The organism is Pseudomonas sp. Ors-4-3C (assembly GCF_055755035.1).
In genome coordinates this window covers 377374-397517 of sequence record NZ_CM146900.1, presented here as the reverse complement: position 1 = coordinate 397517, position 20144 = coordinate 377374, and the positions used below count along the sequence as shown (strand labels likewise).

Here is a 20144-nt window from a genome sequence, read left to right as displayed (position 1 = left end):
ACCAATCATGGCAGCCGCCCAAGCCCCTCGCCCGGCCATGTCGCGAAACGACAACTTGCCGACCGGCACCGCTGCACGCCAAGATAGGCGCAGCATTCAGGAACCCCAGCATGAAATTTTGCAGCCAGTGCGGCAACCCGGTGACCCAGCGCATTCCCGAAGGCGATTCGCGGCTGCGATTTGTCTGTGACAGCTGTCAGACCATTCACTATCAAAACCCCAATATCGTCGCCGGTTGCGTCGCGACCTGGGGCAGCCAAGTGTTGCTCTGCCGCCGCGCCATCGAGCCCCGTCTCGGCTACTGGACGCTACCCGCCGGTTTCATGGAAAACGGCGAGACCATCGAGCAGGCCGCGATCCGCGAAACCGCCGAGGAAGCCTGCGCCCGGGTGCGCAACCTGAGCATCTATACGCTGATCGATGTGCCACACATCAGCCAGGTGCACGTGTTCTTCCGTGCCGAACTGGTCGATCTGGACTTTGCCGCCGGCCCCGAGAGCCTCGAAGTGCAACTATTCGACGAAGCCGACATCCCGTGGGACGAGCTGGCTTTTCGCACGGTGGGGCGTACTTTAGAATGCTTCTTCGCTGATCGCCGCCGCGAGACCTATCCGGTTCGCTCCGAATCGATTCCGCCGCTGGCCCAGCCCGCCATCACCTGAAAACATCTATAAATAAAATATCTGCATCACTCCTGGGGAATCGTTTCAATGCGCTGGTTGCTTGCCCTGCTCTGCCTGTCGTTCGTCACCGTGTCCCAAGCGTCATTCGTGACCACCGTGACGCCATCGAATAGCCCCCGGATCGACAAAATACTGGTGTTCAAATCGGCGCATCAACTGCAATTGATCTCCGACGGCAAGCCACTCAAGACCTATCGCATCTCCCTGGGCAAGGGCGCGAAGAAAGGTCCGAAACTGATTGAGGGCGACAAACGCACCCCGGAAGGTCTGTACTGGATCGACTGGCGCAAGGTCAGCGAAAAATTCAACCTGGCGATGCACATTTCCTACCCGAACATCAGCGATTCGGCCCGCGCTCGCCGCGAAGGCGTCGAGCCTGGCGGGATGATCATGATCCACGGCACGCCCGACACCGAGGACACGCCCGAAGACCTGTTCCACACCCTGGACTGGACCGACGGTTGCATCGCCATGCGCAACATGGACATGCGTGAAGTCTGGGGCCTGGTGCCGGACGGCACGATGATCGAAATCCGCCCTTGACGCCCCACCACTGGTCACCTGAAAAAAAATAAATCAAAAGATCGCAGCCTGCGGCAGCTCCTACAGGGTTGATACCACTTCCCACTGTAGGAGCTGCCGCAGGCTGCGATCTTTTGCTTTCTGCATTCCACCTCTAATACCACTTCAATACATCACACCCGAGACCCGCCATTTCATTGGCCTACAGGCCAATTCCCTGCGTTGACATGGTATTCAAGTGGTATTAATTTCCGCCCCACAAGCGAGCAACAACAATCCTATACTCGCGTCGGAAATGACCTACATGAACGACCTCCAGGCCCTACGCCCAGATGACTCCCAGCCGACACCGCTGTACCTGCAGCTGGCGCGTAATCTGGAATCGGCGATCCATTCCGGGCAGTGGAAGGCCGAGCAGGCGATGCCTTCCGAGCGCAACCTCAGCGAGCAACTGGGTATCTCCCGGGTCACCGCCCGCAAGGCGCTGGAAGTGCTGCTGGATCAAGGTCTGATCCGCCGCCTGCAAGGTTCCGGCACCTTCATCACGCCCCGTCTGGAACAACCACTGTCGCGCCTCTCGGGCTTCAGCGAAATGCTCCGCCTCAAGGGTTTCGTGCCCAGCTCGCAGTGGCTGGAGCGCGAAATCACCCTGCCGACTCACGAAGAACTGATCCGCCTGAGCCTGTCGCCGAACGACAAGGTGGCGCGCATGAAACGCCTGCGCAAGGCCGACGACACCGTGATGGCCATCGAGATGAGCACCCTGCCCGCCTCGATCATGCCCAAGCCGCAATTGGTCGGCGATTCGCTCTACGAATACCTCGACGGCATCGGCAAACCGATCGTCCGCGCCCTGCAGCACATCCAGGCGATCAACGCCTCGGACGAGTTTGCCGCGCTGGTCGGCATCGCCCCCGGTACCGCCATGCTACTGATGACCCGGGTCGGCTATCTGGAAGACAACACGCCGATCGAAGTCACCGACACCTATTGCCGCAACGACTACTACGACTTTGTTGCAGAGCTGCGCCGCTAACCGGGCGAAGCCGTCAAACAGCGAGAACCGAAATGTCCGAAGACAACATCCTCACCGCTCACGGCTGGGTTCGCGGCCGGCTGATCCACGAACACGGCAAAGTCGTGTCGATCGAAGGCGTGCCCTGCGATCCAGCCGACAATGACTTGCCCTACCTGCTGCCGGGTTTCATCGACCTGCACGTCCACGGCGGTGGCGGCAAAGACATCATGGAAGGCGCCAGCGCCTTCGAAACCATCACCCGCACCCACGTGCGCTTCGGCACCACTTCGCTGCTGGCCACCACCATGACCGCGCCGAGCGCCGAGATCTCCAGCGTGCTGAAAGAGGTCGGCGAGTTCTGCGAACAGCGTCCGCAAGGCGCCGCCCGGGTACTCGGTGTGCATCTCGAAGGCCCGTACATCAACCCCGGCAAACTCGGCGCGCAACCGAACTTCGCCCACACCGCGTTGATGGCCGAAGTCGAGGAATACCTGGCGCTGGCGCCGATCCGGGTGATCACCATCGCTCCGGAAATCGCCGGCCACGACGTGTTGATCCGCGAACTCAGCAGCCGCGGCATTCGCATGCAGATCGGCCACACCCTCGGCAGTTACGAGGAAGGCGTCGCCGCTCTGGAGGCTGGCGCGACCAGTTTTACTCACTTGTACAACGCCATGAGCCCGCTGCATCACCGCGAGCCGGGCATCGTCGGCGCCGCGTTGGCTCACGCCAAATTCGCCGAGCTGATCCCGGATCTGCTGCACGTGCACCCCGGCGCGATCCGCGTGGCCCTGCGATCGATCCCATGCCTGTATTGCGTCACCGATTCGACCGCGGCCGCCGGCATGCCCGACGGTGAATACAAGCTCGGCAGCCACACCGTGACCAAATGCCTGGGCGGCGTGCGCCTGCCCGATGGCACGTTGGCCGGCAGCACCCTGACCATGGATCAGGCCCTGCGCAACCTGGTGAAGATCGGTTTGCCGATCAGCGAGGCCTCGCAGCGTCTGTCGCAATTTCCCGCCGACTACCTCGGCATCACTGAACGCGGGCGCCTGCAACCAGGAGCCTGGGCCGACTGCGTGCGGCTGGATCGCTCACTCACACTGACCGCCGTCATGGTCGAAGGAGAAGACATTGACTTCAAAAATGCTTGAAGAGGCGCTGTCCTCGTTCGAGGCCGTGCAAGCCCAACTGCTACAGCTCGACCCGCAAATGATCGAGATCGCCGGGCGCCTGCGCCGCCAGCCGCCGCAAGTGGCGATGACCGTCGCGCGCGGCAGCTCCGACCACGCGGCGAGCTACTTCGCTTACCTGACCATGCAGCAACTGGGTGTGCCGGTGGCGTCGTTGCCGATGTCGGTGGTGACCATGCAGCAGGCGCCGCTGAAGGTCAGCGGTCAGGTGGCGTTCGCCTTTTCGCAATCGGGGCAAAGCCCGGATCTGGTCAACAGCCTGCGTCTGTTGCGCAAGCGTGGCGCTCTGAGCGTATCGATGGTCAACGCTGCCGATTCGCCGTTGGAAGCCGCATGTGAATTCAGCCTGCCGCTGCTCGCCGGTACCGAAAGCAGCGTCGCCGCGACCAAGAGTTTTATCGCCACCCTGAGCGCCAGTGCCCGCCTGATCGCGCACTGGAAAGAAGACAGCGAACTGCTGGAAGCGCACAACGCCCTGCCCGAAGGCCTGCGCGAAGCGGCGCAGCAGGACTGGAGCGCAGCCATCGAGGCCTTGCGTGGTTGCGAACGCCTGATGGTCATCGGCCGTGGTGCCGGTTTTGCCATCGCCCAAGAGGCCGCGCTGAAATTCAAGGAAACCTCGGCGATCCAGGCCGAAGCGTTCAGCAGCGCCGAAGTCCGTCACGGCCCGATGGCACTGATCGACGAGCATTACCCGCTGCTGGTGTTCGCCCCGCGCGGTGCCGAACAGGCCGGTCTGATCAGCCTTGCGGCAGAGATGCGTCAACGCGGCGCCCGTGTGCTGCTGGCGGCGCCGGACGACATCCTCGAACGCGACCTGACCCTGAGCCGCGCCGAACACCCGGCCCTTGATCCGATTCTGGCGATCCAGAGCTTCTACGTGATGGCCGCCAACCTGGCCGTGGCCCGAGGCATGGACCCGGATCAGCCGCGCCACCTGAGCAAAGTGACGCGTACGCACTAAGTCCGAATGACTGCACACCTGATGAGACCGAGCCATGCACAACAACAATAAAGAGCTGACCCTCAGCGCCCCGCTCAGCGGCCCGGTGCTCACGCTCGCCAAAGTCCCGGACGCGGTGTTCGCCAGTGGCGCGATGGGCGACGGTATCGCCATCGATCCGCTGAACGACACCCTGTATTCGCCCTGCGCCGGGGTAATCATCCACGTCGCCCGCACCGGCCACGCACTGACCGTGCGTGCCGACAACGGCGCGGAAATCCTCCTGCACCTGGGCCTCGACACCGTTGAACTGAACGGCGAAGGCTTCTCGATGCTGGTCAAGGAAGGTACGCGGGTCAGCAACGGCCAACCGTTGTTGCGCTACGACCTGGACAAGGTCGGCCAGCAGTGCAAGAGCCTGGTCAGCCTGCTGATCCTGACCAACAGCCAGGACTTCCAGGTGCGCCCGATCACGCTCAAACCGGTAAAGGTCGGCGATCCGTTGCTGCACATCGTTGCGCGCAACAGTTCGGTGGCAAATGCTGAAACGCTGGACGGACCCGAGGTTCACGGTCATGTGCTGGTGGCGCATCGCGGCGGCTTGCATGCACGCCCGGCCGCACTGATTCGGCAGACCGCACAAGGCTTCAAGAGCCAGTCGCAGCTGCACTTCGCTGGTAAGTCGGCGCCGTGCAACAGCCTGATCGGGCTGATGGGACTGGCGGTTGGCGAGCAGGATGAAGTGCAAGTCAGCTGTCAGGGGCCGGACGCCGAAGCCGCGCTGCAAGCCTTGCTCAATGCATTGGCGACTGCCCTGCCCGAAGACCACCACGCCGCAGCACCGGTCAGCGCCGCACCGCGCAAACGTCCGGCCGAAGCCGGTGTGCTGCACGGTGTGTGCGCGGCACCGGGACTGGTCGGCGGGCCGCTGTTTCGCTTGAGCGCGATCAGCCTGCCAGTCGATCCCGGCCATCATGATTCAACCGAACAACTACAACGCCTCGACACCGCCCTCAATCAAGTGCGCAGCGAAATCGACGGCACCCTGGCCGAAGCCAAGAGGTACAAGAATGCCGACGAAGAAGCGATCTTCGCCGCGCACCTGGCACTGCTCGAAGACCCGGCCCTGCTCGACGCTGCGCAGCATGCTATCGACCAAGGCACGGCGGCGACTCACGCCTGGAGCCAGTCGATCGACGTGCAGTGCGAAGTCCTGCAACACACCGGCAGTGCACTGCTGGCCGAACGCGCCAACGACCTGCGCGACCTCAAGCAACGCGTCCTGCGCGCCCTGCTCGGTGAAGCCTGGCATTACGACGTGCCGCCCGGCGCCATCGTCGCTGCGCATGAACTGACGCCGTCGGATCTGCTGCAACTCAGCGCGCAGGGGGTCGCCGGGTTGTGCATGGCCGAGGGTGGCGCGACGTCGCATGTCGCGATTCTGGCGCGCGGCAAAGGCCTGCCATGCCTGGTGGCGTTGGGCGCCGCTCTGCTCGATCAGCTGCAAGGTCAGTCGGTGGTGCTGGATGCCGATGGCGGCCGCCTCGAACTGACGCCGAACGCCGAACGCCTGGCCGAAGTTCAGCAAGCGCAAATCGACCGTCAGCAACGCCGCGACGCGCAACAAGCCAAAGCTCATCTGCCCGCCGAAACCCGCAATGGCGTGGCGATCGAAGTGGTCGCCAACGTGGCCTCCAGCCATGAGGCAGCGGACGCCTTTGCCAACGGCGCCGATGGCGTCGGCCTGCTGCGCACCGAGTTTCTGTTCGTCGACCGGCAGACCGCGCCAGACATCGAAGAGCAGCGCGCCGCCTATCAAGCTGTGCTCGATGCCATGGGTGAGCACTCGGTGATCATCCGTACCATCGACGTCGGCGGCGACAAGCAACTCGACTATCTGCCGCTGCCCGCCGAAGCCAACCCGGTGCTCGGCCTGCGCGGCATTCGTCTGGCTCAGGCCCGTCCGGAAATCCTCGACCAACAACTGCGCGCATTGCTGCAAGTCAGCCCGCTGCGCCGTTGCCGGATCCTGTTGCCGATGGTCACCGAAGTCGACGAACTGCTGCACATCCGCCAGCGGGTCGATGCGCTGTGCCTGGAACTGGGTATCAGCCAGCACCCGGAAATCGGCGTGATGATCGAAGTCCCCGCCGCCGCGCTGCAAGCCGAACAACTGGCCGAGCACGCCGACTTCCTGTCGATCGGCACCAACGATCTGTCGCAATACACCTTGGCGATGGACCGCGACCACGCAGGTTTGGCCGCTCGCGTCGATGCCCTGCACCCGGCGCTGCTGCGACTGATCGCCATGACCTGCGCAGGTGCGGCGGTGCACAAGCGCTGGGTCGGCGTGTGCGGTGCCCTCGCCTCCGACCCACTGGCGACGCCGGTGTTGATCGGCCTTGGTGTGACCGAGTTGTCGGTGAGCCCGGTGCAGATCGGTGAAATCAAGGATCGCGTGCGCCAGTTGCACGAGGCCGAATGCCAACGCCTCAGCCTCGACCTGTTGAAACTGAACAGCGCCGCTGCGGTTCGTCACGCCTGCCACCAGCATTGGCCTCTGCACTAACAACAAGCTCTCTATAAAGAGCAGGGAGAACCACCATGTACCAACTCTTCATCGAAGGCCTGCAACGCCTCGGCCGTGCGCTGATGCTGCCGATCGCGATCCTGCCGATTGCCGGCCTGCTGCTGCGTCTGGGTGACACCGACCTGCTGAACATCGCGATCATCCACGATGCCGGGCAAGTGATCTTCGCCAACCTGGCAATGATCTTCGCCATCGGCATCGCGGTCGGGTTCGCCAAGGACAACAACGGCACCGCCGGCCTCGCCGGGGTGATCGGTTACCTGGTGATGATCTCCACCCTCAAAGTGCTCGACCCGAGCATCAACATGGGCATGCTCGCCGGGATCGTCAGCGGCCTGATGGCCGGCGCGCTGTACAACCGCTTCAAAGACATCAAGCTGCCGGAGTACCTGGCGTTCTTCGGTGGCCGACGTTTTGTACCGATCGTCACCGGTTTCGCCGCCGTCGCGCTGGGCGTAGTGTTCGGCTACATCTGGCCGCCGATCCAGCACGGCATCAACAGCTTCGGCACCTTGATGATGGAAAGCGGCAGCTTCGGCGCCTTCGTCTTCGGCGTGTTCAACCGCCTGCTGATCGTCACCGGCCTGCACCACATCCTCAACAACATGGCGTGGTTCGTGTTCGGCAACTTCACCGATCCGACTACCGGCGCACTGGTCACCGGCGACCTGTCACGCTACTTCGCTGGCGATCCAAAGGGCGGCCAGTTCATGACCGGCATGTTCCCGATGATGATCTTCGGCCTGCCCGCCGCGTGCCTGGCGATGTACCGCAATGCGCTGCCGGAGCGGCGCAAGGTGATGGGCGGGATATTCCTGTCGATGGCCCTGACCTCGTTTTTGACCGGCGTGACCGAGCCAATCGAATTCGCCTTCATGTTTTTGGCACCGCTGCTGTATCTGCTGCATGCGCTGCTGACCGGTTTGTCGATGGCGATCACCAATGCGCTGAACATCCACCTCGGCTTCACCTTCTCCGGCGGCTTCATCGACATGGTGCTGGGTTGGGGGCGCTCGACCAATGGCTGGCTGGTGATTCCGGTCGGGCTGGCGTACGCCGTGGTGTATTACGCGGTGTTTGATTTCTGTATCCGCCGCTTCAATTTAAAAACGCCGGGGCGTGAGGATGTTGCGGCGGCTGACCAGGCTGTTCTCACCGAGAACGAGCGCGCGGCGGCTTACATCAAGGCACTCGGTGGTGCGGAGAATCTGGTGACTGTCGGTGCCTGCACTACCCGGTTGCGTCTGGAAATGGTTGATCGCAACAAGGCTTCCGACGCTGATTTGAAGGCACTGGGTGCGATGGCCGTGGTACGCCCGGGCAAGGGCGGCAGCTTGCAGGTGGTGGTTGGGCCATTGGCCGACAGCATCGCCGACGAAATCCGCCTCGCCATGCCGGCGCTGGGGCGTGCGTTGGTGGCAGCGCCTGCGGTGGTGGTCGAGGAATCGAAAGCCGTATTGGTCACAGCACCGGAAGCCCAACAATGGCTGACTGCCTTGGGCGGTAGCGAGAATGTGCTGCAACTGGACTGCATCGCCCTGACCCGTATTCGCCTGCAACTGGCCGATGGTAAAGCGTTGTCCGAGGCGCAGTTGAAAGAGTTGGGTTGCCAGGGTGTCAGCCCGTTGGAAGGTGGGGTCTGGCATTTGTTGATTGGCGAGAAAGCGGCGAGTTTGAGTGGGGCGATTGAGGCGTTGGTTAATCGGAGTGAGGTCAGCGCCAAGGTTTGATTCGCCGGCGTCTGGGCGGCCTTCTTCGCGAGCAAGCCCGCTCCCACATTGACCTGTGTACGCCGGTCAAATGTGGGAGCGGGCTTGCTCGCGAAGAACGATAACGCGGTGATCCTGAGAGATCAGGTCTGTGGATCGACTCGGTCCAGCGCCCGGTTTACCGCCAGTTCGGCGAGCATGATGATTTGCTGGATCGCCAGAGCGGTGCTGCGTTGCAGGCCGCTGAGTTCGTTGGCGAAGTTGCTGGCCATGGCACTGGCAGAGGCCAACGATTCGTAGGCGTGGGCTAGCAGGGTTTCGGTGTCGACGTTGGGGTGGACGAGGAACATCGTGCTGGGTTGTCGGGGTTTGGCGGGTTGCGGGGTGAAGTAGAAATCGACAGCGCGCTTGATGGCTTCACGGTCTTTGGCCAGGTCTTCGACCCGGATGGCGTCGACGGGTGGCGTTGTAGCTTCGTGGGGTGGGTCGGGGATCAGTTTGTCCATCGAACAAGTCCTTTTAAGTGTTGCAGCCACTTGCTCCCGATCTCACTCGGAGAAGAGGTGGCAGCCATGTACGGAGTGAGATTACCGGTAAGGACCCCAAATCCGGCCGGACCGAAGTCCGCCCGTACATAGCCGCCATAAGGAATTGCTGACAGCGAAAGCTGACCGCAATTATGGGGGCACTTGTCTGGGGATCCAAATCGGGTATCTCACCTCCCGGTCGCTGAATTGGCAGCGACAAGCAAAGCCTAGAGACCGGGCGTCCGAGGGACAACCTGAAAACCTTGTGGGAAGGTTCTGGTTATTTGACACAGATTTAAACAGGACCAATCTCCTTGGTGACCGGACTAACCCCATCGCCAGCAGGCTGGCTCCCACAATTTCAACCCGGTTTATTCAGATAGAAATTGGTCGGCTATCAGGCCGCCATCGCTGGCAAGCCAGGCTCCCACAGGGGTTGAGTACATCTGCAATGGATCAGTGAGCTGGCAGGACGCCTTCGCGAGCAATCCCGCTCCCACAATTTCAACCCGGTGTATTCAGGTAGAGATTGGTCGGCTGTCAGGCCGCCATCGCTGGCAAGCCAGGCTCCCACAGGGGTTGAGTACATCTGCAATGGATCAGTGAGCTATCAGGACGCCTTCGCGAGCAAGCCCGCTCCCACAATTTCAACCCGGTTTATTCAGATAGAAATTGGTCGGCTGTCAGGCCGCCATCGCTGGCAAGCCAGGCTCCCACAGGGGTTGAGTACATCTGCAATGGATCCGTCAGTTGGCAGGACGCCTTCGCGAGCAAGCCCGCTCCCACAATTTCAACCCGGTTTATTCAGATAGAAATTGGTCGGCTGTCAGGCCGCCATCGCTGGTGAGCCAGGCTCCCACAGGGGTTGAGTACATCTGCAATGGATCAGTGAGCTGGCAGGACGCCTTCGCGAGCAAGCCCGCTCCCACAGTTTGAACCCGGTGTATTCAGGTAGAGATTGGTCGGCTGTCAGGCCACCATCGCCAGCAAGCTGGCTCCTACAATTTAGCAAGCGCACACCCCATGCGGCGAAGCCGCCCCACTCCAGGATGAGCGCAAGCTCGGCTGCAGCTCTTGATCTTGATCCACGGGCGACGTCGGAAGGCTGAGTGGAGGGATTGATCCGGGGGTGGGAGCGCAGCGACCGTTTGGCGAAGCCAAACACAGCGAGAGGAGGTGCAGCGAAGCAAACCGTAGGCGCTGCCCCCGGATCAATCCCGCAGCGAAGGGACCCCGAGCCCCAGCGAGCGGGCCGAACGCAGGAGCAAGCGTTTTTGGTTACTTTTGAGGCGTTTGTCAAAAGTGACCCGCCGTAAGGGCGGAACCCTAAGCAGCCGTGACCGCAGCAATGGATATGTACCCGGTCAGCCAGAACATCATTGCCCGACCCAACGCTTTCGCGAGCAAGCTCGCTCCCACAGTTGAATGAAGTCGCCAACCAAATCGCAGCCAACAAAAAACCCGCAGACAATCACTCATCTGCGGGTTTCCCGTTCCAGCGGAAGGAAGATCAGAAATCCTCCAACCGCCACACCTCATAAGCCGGCGTCTCGTAAGGGTGACTCAACTTCAAAGCCGCCACCACATCACGAATCAACGCGTCACAAACGACAAGCTCAACCTTCCACTCCTCAACCCGCTCAACCTGCCCCGCCTCGCCAATAAACGGCTGACTGCCGTCCAACGGTCGAAACTGACCCAAGCCAAGCACCTGCCAAGCACAGTGGTCATAGTCCCCGATCCGCCCACCACCGGCAGCGAATACAGCGTCCTTGACCACCTCGACATGGCTGTCGGGAACAAAAAACCCGAGCTTGTACACGACGCTTAGTTCACCCAGACGCGAGCATTACGGAACATGCGCATCCAAGGAGCATCCTCGGTCCAGTCTTCCGAACGCCACGAGTTCTGCACCGCACGGAACACACGCTCCGGGTGCGGCATCATGATCGTCACACGACCGTCGCGGCTGGTGAGACCGGTAATCCCGCGCGGCGAACCGTTCGGGTTGGCCGGGTAGGCTTCGGTGACCTTGCCGTGGTTGTCGACGAAACGCATCGCCACGCAACCGGACAGATCGGCTTCCAGCAACGCCTCTTCGCTTTCGAATTCGGCATGGCCTTCACCGTGAGCGATGGCGATCGGCATGCGCGAACCGGCCATGCCCTGCAGGAAGATCGAGTTCGACTCCTGGATCTGCACCATCGCCACACGCGCTTCGAACTGCTCGGAGCGGTTGCGCACGAAGTGCGGCCAGAACTCGCTGCCCGGGATCAGCTCGTGCAGGTTGGACATCATCTGGCAACCGTTGCACACGCCGAGGGTGAAGCTGTCGTTACGCTCGAAGAACCCCTGGAACGCATCGCGGGCACGGCTGTTGAACAGGGCCGACTTGGCCCAGCCTTCACCGGCGCCGAGGACGTCGCCGTAGGAGAAACCACCGCAGGCCACCAGACCTTTGAACTCGTTCAGGTCGACACGGCCGGCCAGAATGTCGCTCATGTGCACGTCGATCGCGTTGAAACCGGCGCGGTCGAATGCTGCCGCCATTTCCACCTGACCGTTGACGCCCTGCTCACGCAGCACGGCAACCTGTGGGCGGATGCCCTTCTTGATGTAAGGCGCGGCGATGTCCTGGTTGACGTCGTAGCTCAGCTTGACGCTCAGGCCCGGGTTGTCTTCTTCCAGCAGCGCGTCGAACTCTTGCTCGGCGCAGTCGGCGTTGTCGCGCAGACGCTGGATCTGGTAGCTGGTCTCGGCCCACTGACGTTGCAGCAGACGACGCTGGCCTTCGAACACGGTGTCACCGTTGAAGGTGATGTTGATCTGGCCATTGTTCATCGGCTGACCGATCACCGACACGCAGTCACCCAGACCGGCCGCGCTGAACTGCGCGAGGATGTCCGGCGTGGCGTCCTGACGAACCTGGATCACTGCACCCAGTTCTTCGTTGAACAGGATCGCAGCGATTTCGGCCGAGTTTTCGGCAACGCTGTCCAGGTTCAGGCTCAGACCGCAGTGGCCGGCGAACGCCATTTCCACCACGGAGGTCAGCAGACCACCGTCGGAACGGTCGTGGTAAGCCAGCAGGTGACCGTCGGCGTTGAGGCCCTGGATCACCGCGAAGAAGGCTTTCAGGTCTTCGGCGTCATCGACGTCCGGAGCCTGCTTGCCGAGCTTGCCGTGAACCTGAGCAAGGATCGAAGCACCCATACGGTTCTGACCACGACCGAGGTCGATCAGGATCAGGTCGGTGGTGCCCTTGTCCATGCGCAGTTCCGGGGTCAGGGTCTGACGGATGTCAGCCACTGGGGCGAAACCGGTCACGATCAGCGACATCGGCGAGGTCACGGTTTTTTCTTCACCGTTGTCATTCCAGCGGGTGGCCATGGACATCGAGTCCTTGCCGACCGGGATGGTGATGCCCAGCTCAGGGCACAGTTCCATGCCGACCGCTTTCACGGTGTCGTACAGACGCGCGTCTTCGCCCGGGTGGCCGGCAGCGGACATCCAGTTCGCCGACAGTTTGATGTCGGAGATCTTGTTGATGCGCGAGGCGGCAATGTTGGTCAGGGTTTCGCCGATGGCCATGCGGCCCGACGCCGGAGCGTCCAGCAACGCCAGCGGAGTCCGCTCGCCCATCGCCATCGCTTCACCGGTGTAGACGTCGAAACTGGTGGCGGTAACTGCGACATCGGCCACCGGAACCTGCCATGGGCCAACCATCTGGTCACGGGCCACGAGGCCGGTGATGGTGCGGTCGCCGATGGTGATCAGGAAGCTTTTGCTCGCCACGGCCGGGTGATGCAGGACGCGCTCGATGGACTCGGTGATGTCGAGGTTCGACGGATCGAAATCATCGCCCAGCTCGGCTTCGCGAACCACCGAACGGTGCATGCGCGGGGCCTTGCCCAGCAACACTTCCAGCGGCATGTCCACTGGGTTGTTGCCGAAGTGGCTGTCAGTCACGGTCAGTTGCGGCTCGGCAGTGGCTTCGCCGACCACGGCGAACGGGCAACGCTCGCGTTCGCAGATCGCCTTGAAGCGCTCGAAGTCGGCCGGACCGACCGCCAGAACGTAACGTTCCTGGGATTCGTTGGACCAGATTTCGTGCGGGGCCATGCCCGGTTCGTCGTTGGGAATGTTGCGCAGTTCGAAACGGCCACCGCGGTCGCCGTCGTTGACCAGTTCCGGGAAGGCGTTGGACAGACCGCCCGCGCCCACGTCGTGGATGAAGCTGATCGGGTTCTTGTCGCCCAGTTGCCAGCAACGGTCGATGACTTCCTGGCAGCGACGTTCCATCTCAGGGTTTTCACGCTGTACGGAAGCGAAGTCGAGATCCGCCGAGCTGGTGCCGGTGGCCATCGAGGAAGCGGCACCGCCGCCCAGACCGATGAGCATGGCCGGGCCGCCAAGCACGATCAGCTTGGAGCCGACCAGAATCTCGCCTTTCTTGACGTGTTCTTCACGGATGTTGCCCATGCCGCCGGCGAGCATGATCGGCTTGTGGTAGCCACGAACTTCGTCACCGTGCGGGGTGGTGATCGACTGTTCGAAGGTACGGAAGTAGCCGGTCAGGGCCGGACGCCCGAATTCGTTGTTGAACGCGGCGCCGCCCAGCGGGCCTTCGATCATGATGTCCAGCGCGGTAACGATGCGCTCAGGCTTGCCATACGGCACTTCCCACGGCTGTTCGAAGCCCGGGATCTGCAGGTTGGATACGGTGAAACCGGTCAGACCAGCCTTCGGTTTGGCGCCACGACCGGTTGCACCTTCGTCGCGGATCTCGCCACCGGAACCAGTGGACGCGCCCGGGAACGGGGCAATCGCGGTCGGGTGGTTGTGGGTTTCGACCTTCATCAGAATGTGCACCGGCTCCTGCACCGCGCCGTACTGGCGGGTTTCCGGATCCGGGAAGAAGCGACCGGCGACGTTGCCGACGATCACCGAGGCGTTGTCCTTATAAGCGGACAGCACGCCTTCGCTGTGCATCTGATAGGTGTTCTTGATCATGCCGAACAGGCTTTTTTCCTGGCTCTCGCCGTCAATATCCCAACTGGCGTTGAAGATCTTGTGGCGGCAGTGCTCGGAGTTGGCCTGGGCGAACATCATCAGTTCGATGTCGTGCGGGTTGCGCTTGAGACCGTTGAAGGCGTTGACCAGATAGTCGATCTCGTCTTCGGCCAGGGCCAGACCGAGTTCGGTGTTGGCTTTTTCCAGCGCGGCGCGACCGCCGCCGAGGATGTCGATCGCGGTCAGCGGCTTCGGCTCGGCGTGGCTGAACAGACCGGCGGCCTGTTCCAGGTTGCCCAGAACGATCTGGGTCATGCGGTCATGCAGCACGTCGGCGATTTGCTGGGCTTCGGTGTCGCTGAACTGGCCGGCCACGTAGAACGCGATGCCGCGCTCCAGGCGCTGGATCTTGCTCAGGCCGCAGTTGCGGGCGATGTCGCTGGCCTTGCTCGACCATGGCGAGATGGTGCCGAAACGCGGCAACACCAGAAACAGACGACCGGTCGGCTCTTGTACCGGAACGCTTGGGCCGTACTTCAGAAGGCGCGCAAGCACCTGCTGTTCGTCGCCGGTCAGGACGCCGGTGACTTCGGCGAAGTGAGCGAATTCAGCATACAGGCCACTGACAGCTGGAACCTTCTGGCTCAGTTGCTCAAGGAGTTTGCTGTGGCGAAAGGCAGAAAGGGCAGGAGCGCCGCGCAGGATCAACATCTTCGGGACAGCCTCGGGAAGGGGTGTGCTTTGAGGCCGTGCATTCTAGCCTAAACCGCCCTCAACATCACCCGAAACGCTACGCACGGTTGCACTCGGATATCAATCTGTGTTTCTGCCTTTGAAGTCAAATTTCGAGGGTGTGCGGGCAGCGCTTATTTTTTCTGTCACAAAATGCCGTTCAGCCCCATTCCTGCGGGGTTTCGTGCGGTTTTGTGATCTCTAGCAGACAAGCCCTTCACTGTCGAGATATGGCGCCCGCAGCCGTTTGCGTATACTGCGCAGATGTTTTTCCCAACGGCTTTGCGTCCGCGGTACGCCAAATGGCTGATCGCAACCGGACTCTTCCTGATGCTCGGTGGTTGTGTTGATAAACCCAACACACTCGAGCGCGTAAAGGAGGATGGTGTGCTGCGGGTGATTACCCGTAACAGCCCCGCCACCTACTTTCAGGATCGCAGCGGTGAAACCGGCTTCGAATACGAGCTGGTGAAGCGCTTCGCCGACGATTTGGGGGTCGAGCTGAAGATCGAGACCGCCGACAACCTCGATGACCTGTTCAACCAGATCGGCAAGCCGAACGGCCCGGTGCTGGCCGCCGCCGGCCTGGTCAGCAGCGAGGAGCGCAAGAAACAGGTGCGTTTCTCCCACTCCTACCTCGAAGTGACCCCGCAGATCATCTATCGCAACGGCCAGTCGCGTCCTACCGACCCGGCTGATCTGGTCGGCAAGAAGATCATGGTGCTCAAGGGCAGCACCCACGCCGAACAGCTGGCCGAGTTGAAAAAGAAATTTCCCGGCATCGAATACGAAGAGTCCGACGCCGTTGAAGTGGTCGACCTGTTGCGCATGGTCGATGAAGGCCAGATTGACCTGACGCTGGTCGACTCCAACGAAGTGGCGATGAACCAGGTGTACTTCACTAACATCCGCGTGGCCTTCGACCTCGGCGATGCGCGCAGCCAGAGCTGGGCGGTGGCCGCCGGCGAAGACAACAGCCTGCTCAACGAGATCAACGCCTACCTCGACAAAGTGCAGAAGAACGGCACCCTGCAGCGCCTGAAAGACCGCTATTACGGCCACGTCGATGTCCTCGGCTACATGGGCGCCACCACCTTCGCCCAGCACCTGCAGCAACGTCTGCCCAAATACGAACAGCACTTCAAGACCTACGCCAAGAAAGAGAAAGTCGACTGGCGCCTGCTCGCGGCTATCGGTTATCAGGAATCGCTGTGGCAACCGGCGGTCACGTCGAAAACCGGCGTGCGCGGCCTGATGATGCTGACCCAGAACACCGCTCAGGCCATGGGCGTATCGAACCGCCTCGATCCCAAGCAAAGCATCATGGGTGGCGCCAAGTACCTGGCCTACATGAAGGATCAGCTCGACGAGTCGATTCAGGAGCCGGACCGCACCTGGTTCGCGCTGGCGGCGTACAACGTCGGCAGCGGTCACCTCGATGACGCACGCAAACTGGCGTCCCGCGAAGGCCTGAACCCGGACAAGTGGCTGGACGTGAAGAAGATGCTGCCGCGCCTGTCGCAGAAGCAGTGGTACAGCAAGACCCGCTATGGCTACGCCCGGGGCGGCGAACCGGTGCATTTCGTGGCGAACATTCGTCGCTACTACGACATCCTGACCTGGGTGACCCAGCCGCAGCTTGAAGGCGATCAGGTTGCAGAGGGCAATCTGCATGTGCCCGGTATCGACAAGACCAAGCCGGCGCAGGAGCCTGCGCCGCTCTAATCAGCCCCCTGAATCCCCTGTGGGAGCGGGCTTGCTCGCGAATGCGGTGTATCAGTCAAAGAATATGTCGACTGACACACCGCATTCGCGAGCAAGCCCGCTCCCACATTGGGTTCTGGGTTGTTGATTAGTGCTTGGCGGCCGCCAGGATCAGCGCCTTCATCTCGGACACTGCCGACTTGAACCCCACAAACAACGCATGCGCCACCAGCGCATGGCCGATGTTCAGTTCGTTGATGCCCTTGATCGCCGCCACGGCTTCGACGTTGTGGTAATGCAGGCCATGCCCGGCATTGACGATCAGGCCCTGCGCCAGACCAAACGCCACGCCGTCCGCCACGCGTTTCAACTCTTCAGCCACTTCGGTCGGGGTTTCGGCGTCGGCGTAGCGCCCGGTGTGCAGCTCGATGGCCGGCGCACCGATGCGCTTCGACGCGGCGATCTGGCGTTCGTCGGCATCGATGAACAGCGACACTTCGCTGCCGATCTTCGACAGGCGCTCGACCGCTGCCCTGATGCGTTCCTCCTGCCCCGCTACGTCCAGGCCGCCTTCAGTGGTCAGCTCCTGACGGGTTTCCGGCACCAGGCAGATGTGCGCCGGACGGATGCGCTCGGCGAACGCCATCATTTCTTCGGTGACGCCCATTTCAAAGTTCATGCGAGTCTGCAGCACATCCTTGAGCAGCAGCACGTCGCGCTCCTGAATGTGCCGGCGGTCTTCGCGCAGGTGCACGGTGATGCCGTCGGCGCCCGCCTCTTCCGCGTCCAGCGCAGCCTTGACCGGATCCGGGTAGCGCGTGCCACGGGCCTGACGCAGGGTGGCGACGTGGTCGATGTTCACGCCAAGAAGAATGCGATTGCTGGTGGTCACGGATGCGCTCCTGAAGGGAAAGATTCGGCGCACAGCATATCAGGGCTTGCGAAAGAGCTCGCGGCTGACGAGGGGGCGACCGCCCAGATGAACGGCCAGTGCCTGACGCATCAGACGCTTGGCTGCCGACAGTGCGCCGGGGGCGGACCAATCGGCTTCAGCCATGGCCAGTAATTCAACGCCGTTGAACAAGCCCGGTTGCAGCAGGTAGACCCGCTCAAGCCCGGCATCCACTTGCAGGCGATAGAGACCGTCCGGCGCGACCGGTTCGCTGTGGATATCGGTGTTCAGGGAGAAGCCGTAACCGAGATCGTCCAGCAGGCGCCATTCGAAGGAGCGCAACAACGGCTCCAGCGGGCGACCTTCGGCGAGCGCCAACAGCGTGGCAGCGTAGTGATCGAACACCGCCGGGTGCGGGTCTTCGGCGGGCAGCAGGCGGATCAGCAGTTCATTGAGATAGAGGCCGCTGAACAGCGCCTCGCCGACCATCCAGGTCGCATTACCGGCACTTTCCATGCGCCCGACATTCTTCAGCTCACCCTTGCCACGAAACTCGACTTCCAGCGGCACGAACGGTCGCGCCAGTGTCCCGGCCTTGCCCCGCGCACTGCGCAGCACCGCCCGCAGCCGACCTTGCGGCGTGAGGAAGTCGACCAGCGCGCTGGTTTCGCGGTAGGCGCGCGAATGCAGGACGTAGGCGAGTTGGGCGGGAGGCGGGGTTTGCGACATGAAGTTCTCGATGAAGAAACGCGGTTTTGCACACAACCCAAAAACTACTGTGGGAGCGGGCTTGCTCGCGAATGCGGTGAATCAGTCAAAGTATATGTCGACTGACACTGCGCATTCGCGAGCAAGCCCGCTCCCACAGGGGGTTCTCTGAAGGATCAGAAAACCGCTATTACAAGTCGCCGTAACCCAGCGAACGCAGTGCACGCTCGTCGTCGGACCAGCCGCCCTTCACCTTGACCCACAGGTTGAGCATGATCTTGGAGTCGAACAGCAGCTCCATGTCCTTGCGCGCTTCGGTGCCGATGCGTTTGATGCGCTCGCCCTTGTCGCCAATGATGATCTTCTTCTGGCCGTCACGCTCGACGAGGATCAGCGCATGGATGTGCAGGGTCTTGCCCTGCTGCTTGAACTCTTCGATCTCGACGGTGATCTGGTACGGCAGCTCGGCACCCATCTGGCGCATGATTTTCTCGCGCACCAGTTCGGCGGCGAGGAAACGGCTGCTGCGGTCGGTGATCTGGTCTTCCGGGAAGAAGTGATCGTTCTCCGGCAGATGATCGGCGATGACCTTTTCCAGCGCGTCGAGGTTGTGCCCGTGCTGCGCGGAAATCGGGATGATCTGCGCGTTCGGCAGCTGCTCCTGCAACCACGACAGGTGCGGCATCAGCTCGGCCTTGTCTTCGATGCGGTCGGTCTTGTTCAGCGCGACGATCAGCGGGCCGGTCACGTACTGCACGCGCTCCAGCACCATCTGGTCTTCTTCGGTCCACTTGGTGCGGTCGACCACGAAGATCACCACGTCGACGTCTTTCAACGCCGCCGAAGCGGTCTTGTTCATGTAGCGGTTCAGGGCCTTTTCGCCACCCTTGTGCATGCCGGGGGTGTCGACATAGATCGCCTGCACGTCACCCTCGGTCTTGATCCCGAGCATGTTGTGGCGAGTGGTCTGCGGCTTGCGCGAGGTGATTGCGAGCTTCTGGCCGAGGATGTGGTTGAGCAGCGTCGACTTACCGACGTTGGGACGGCCGACGATGGCAACGTAGCCACAGCGAGTTGCGTTTGTATCAGTCATTGCCATTCTCCACGCCCAGGGCAATCAGTGCTGCGGCGGCCGCTACCTGTTCGGCAATACGACGGCTCACACCCTGACCCCGGCTTTTTTCATTCAATAAGACAACTTCGCACTCGACGAAGAAGGTACGGCAGTGCGGCTCACCCTGGATGTCCACCACTTCGTAGCGTGGCAGTTCGCAACCGCGCGATTGCAGGTGTTCCTGCAGACGGGTCTTGGGATCCTTGTTGGTGTCGACCAGCGTCAGACCTTCGAACTCGCCGGCCAGCCAGGCCAGTACGCGCTCGCGGGCGACATCCATGCCGGCATCGAGGTAGATCGCACCGATCAGCGCTTCGAGGGCATCGGCCAGAATCGATTCGCGACGGAAGCCACCGCTTTTCAGTTCGCCCGAACCCAGACGCAGGTAATCGCCCAGGTCGAAACCACGGGCCAGCACGGCCAGTGTCTCACCCTTCACCAAGCGTGCGCGCAAACGCGACAACTGGCCTTCGCGGGCCAGCGGGAAGCGATCGAACAGCGCTTCGCCGGCGACGAAATTGAGGATGGCATCGCCGAGGAATTCCAGGCGTTCATTGTTACGCCCGGCAAAGCTGCGGTGCGTGAGGGCCAGCAGCATCAGCTCCTGATCCTTGAAGGTGTAACCGAGCTGGCGCTCGAGACGGCTTAGAGAAACGCTCACGGTTTACCCACGCTGAGTTCGTGGCTGGATTCCACCGCCATCGCCGGGGTACGGCGCAGGCCTGGGACAATTAACGCTGTGTTCAAAAATTACATCCTGAATATCGTGGCTTCATGCCCTGGTGCCGATTTG

15 protein-coding genes are annotated in these 20144 nt (G+C 61.8%); 8 read left to right on the top strand and 7 right to left on the bottom strand.

Annotated features, from left to right (window positions below; genetic code table 11):
- Nucleotides 1-110 precede the first annotated feature (110 nt).
- The 7 genes from ACVHNU_RS01765 to nagE all read left to right on the top strand — a co-directional run bounded on the left by ACVHNU_RS01765 (nt 111) and on the right by nagE (nt 8682).
- A complete protein-coding gene (locus ACVHNU_RS01765) occupies nt 111-662 on the top strand; it encodes an NUDIX hydrolase (RefSeq protein WP_400499027.1) in 552 nt (183 codons plus the stop codon).
- 48 nt (nt 663-710) lie between these two features.
- A complete protein-coding gene (locus ACVHNU_RS01760) occupies nt 711-1226 on the top strand; it encodes a L,D-transpeptidase family protein (RefSeq protein WP_003221956.1) in 516 nt (171 codons plus the stop codon).
- A 283-nt stretch (nt 1227-1509) separates the two neighbouring features.
- Complete coding sequence (locus ACVHNU_RS01755; RefSeq protein ID WP_045122308.1) at nt 1510-2241, top strand: GntR family transcriptional regulator; 732 nt, start codon at nt 1510-1512, stop codon at nt 2239-2241.
- Nucleotides 2242-2273: 32 nt separating this feature from the next.
- Entirely contained in the window at nt 2274-3380 is a 1107-nt protein-coding gene (gene nagA, locus ACVHNU_RS01750) for an N-acetylglucosamine-6-phosphate deacetylase (RefSeq protein WP_473018881.1), read from the top strand.
- On the top strand, nt 3373-4383 hold the full coding sequence (locus ACVHNU_RS01745) for an SIS domain-containing protein (protein WP_473020046.1): 1011 nt from the start codon (nt 3373-3375) through the stop codon (nt 4381-4383). Before nagA ends, ACVHNU_RS01745 begins: the two co-directional genes overlap by 8 nt.
- A gap of 34 nt (nt 4384-4417) precedes the next feature.
- Nucleotides 4418-6931 carry a phosphoenolpyruvate--protein phosphotransferase gene (gene ptsP / locus ACVHNU_RS01740; protein ID WP_473018880.1) on the top strand — a complete coding sequence of 838 codons (2514 nt, stop codon included), beginning with the start codon at nt 4418-4420 and terminating at the stop codon, nt 6929-6931.
- Nucleotides 6932-6966: 35 nt separating this feature from the next.
- Nucleotides 6967-8682: an N-acetylglucosamine-specific PTS transporter subunit IIBC gene (gene nagE / locus ACVHNU_RS01735; protein ID WP_473018879.1), complete on the top strand. Its 1716-nt coding sequence runs from the start codon at nt 6967-6969 to the stop codon at nt 8680-8682.
- A gap of 122 nt (nt 8683-8804) precedes the next feature.
- On the opposite strand, the gene ACVHNU_RS01730 is transcribed toward nagE, so the two are convergent.
- The 3 genes from ACVHNU_RS01730 to purL all read right to left on the bottom strand — a co-directional run bounded on the left by ACVHNU_RS01730 (nt 8805) and on the right by purL (nt 14912).
- Nucleotides 8805-9167, bottom strand: a complete 363-nt coding sequence (locus ACVHNU_RS01730) for a DUF6124 family protein (protein ID WP_210558946.1) — start codon at nt 9165-9167, stop codon at nt 8805-8807.
- A 1531-nt stretch (nt 9168-10698) separates the two neighbouring features.
- Entirely contained in the window at nt 10699-11010 is a 312-nt protein-coding gene (locus ACVHNU_RS01725) for a YqfO family protein (protein WP_047601396.1), read from the bottom strand.
- A 5-nt stretch (nt 11011-11015) separates the two neighbouring features.
- Nucleotides 11016-14912, bottom strand: a complete 3897-nt coding sequence (gene purL, locus ACVHNU_RS01720; protein ID WP_473018878.1) for a phosphoribosylformylglycinamidine synthase — start codon at nt 14910-14912, stop codon at nt 11016-11018.
- A gap of 285 nt (nt 14913-15197) precedes the next feature.
- Between purL and mltF the strand changes: the two genes are divergently transcribed.
- Entirely contained in the window at nt 15198-16658 is a 1461-nt protein-coding gene (gene mltF / locus ACVHNU_RS01715; protein ID WP_080593223.1) for a membrane-bound lytic murein transglycosylase MltF, read from the top strand.
- A gap of 127 nt (nt 16659-16785) precedes the next feature.
- Here the strand turns inward: mltF and pdxJ are convergent, their stop codons facing one another.
- From pdxJ to rnc, 4 genes are all read right to left on the bottom strand, one after another.
- The gene (pdxJ, locus tag ACVHNU_RS01710) at nt 16786-17529 is read right to left on the bottom strand and encodes a pyridoxine 5'-phosphate synthase (RefSeq protein ID WP_003221938.1); all 744 of its coding nucleotides are present in this window, start codon (nt 17527-17529) and stop codon (nt 16786-16788) included.
- 39 nt (nt 17530-17568) lie between these two features.
- The gene (gene recO / locus ACVHNU_RS01705; protein WP_103484915.1) at nt 17569-18258 is read right to left on the bottom strand and encodes a DNA repair protein RecO; all 690 of its coding nucleotides are present in this window, start codon (nt 18256-18258) and stop codon (nt 17569-17571) included.
- Between the two features lie 169 nt (nt 18259-18427).
- Nucleotides 18428-19330, bottom strand: coding sequence for a GTPase Era (gene era, locus ACVHNU_RS01700; RefSeq protein ID WP_003221935.1), 903 nt, complete (start codon nt 19328-19330; stop codon nt 18428-18430).
- On the bottom strand, nt 19323-20012 hold the full coding sequence (rnc, locus tag ACVHNU_RS01695; protein ID WP_024011703.1) for a ribonuclease III: 690 nt from the start codon (nt 20010-20012) through the stop codon (nt 19323-19325). The genes era and rnc overlap by 8 nt, the downstream gene beginning before the upstream one ends.
- Between the last annotated feature and the right edge of the window lie 132 nt (nt 20013-20144).

What these genes read in the sequence shown, in the direction of transcription:
- ACVHNU_RS01745 (WP_473020046.1), top strand. Translation starts at nt 3,373, where the DNA reads ATGCTTGAAGAGGCGCTGTCCTCGTTCGAGGCCGTGCAAGCCCAACTG.
- era (WP_003221935.1), bottom strand. Translation starts at nt 19,330, where the DNA reads ATGACTGATACAAACGCAACTCGCTGTGGCTACGTTGCCATCGTCGGC.
- nagE (WP_473018879.1), top strand. Translation starts at nt 6,967, where the DNA reads ATGTACCAACTCTTCATCGAAGGCCTGCAACGCCTCGGCCGTGCGCTG.
- ACVHNU_RS01760 (WP_003221956.1), top strand. Translation starts at nt 711, where the DNA reads ATGCGCTGGTTGCTTGCCCTGCTCTGCCTGTCGTTCGTCACCGTGTCC.
- recO (WP_103484915.1), bottom strand. Translation starts at nt 18,258, where the DNA reads ATGTCGCAAACCCCGCCTCCCGCCCAACTCGCCTACGTCCTGCATTCG.
- ACVHNU_RS01765 (WP_400499027.1), top strand. Translation starts at nt 111, where the DNA reads ATGAAATTTTGCAGCCAGTGCGGCAACCCGGTGACCCAGCGCATTCCC.
- ptsP (WP_473018880.1), top strand. Translation starts at nt 4,418, where the DNA reads ATGCACAACAACAATAAAGAGCTGACCCTCAGCGCCCCGCTCAGCGGC.
- nagA (WP_473018881.1), top strand. Translation starts at nt 2,274, where the DNA reads ATGTCCGAAGACAACATCCTCACCGCTCACGGCTGGGTTCGCGGCCGG.
- ACVHNU_RS01730 (WP_210558946.1), bottom strand. Translation starts at nt 9,167, where the DNA reads ATGGACAAACTGATCCCCGACCCACCCCACGAAGCTACAACGCCACCC.
- mltF (WP_080593223.1), top strand. Translation starts at nt 15,198, where the DNA reads ATGTTTTTCCCAACGGCTTTGCGTCCGCGGTACGCCAAATGGCTGATC.
- ACVHNU_RS01755 (WP_045122308.1), top strand. Translation starts at nt 1,510, where the DNA reads ATGAACGACCTCCAGGCCCTACGCCCAGATGACTCCCAGCCGACACCG.
- purL (WP_473018878.1), bottom strand. Translation starts at nt 14,912, where the DNA reads ATGTTGATCCTGCGCGGCGCTCCTGCCCTTTCTGCCTTTCGCCACAGC.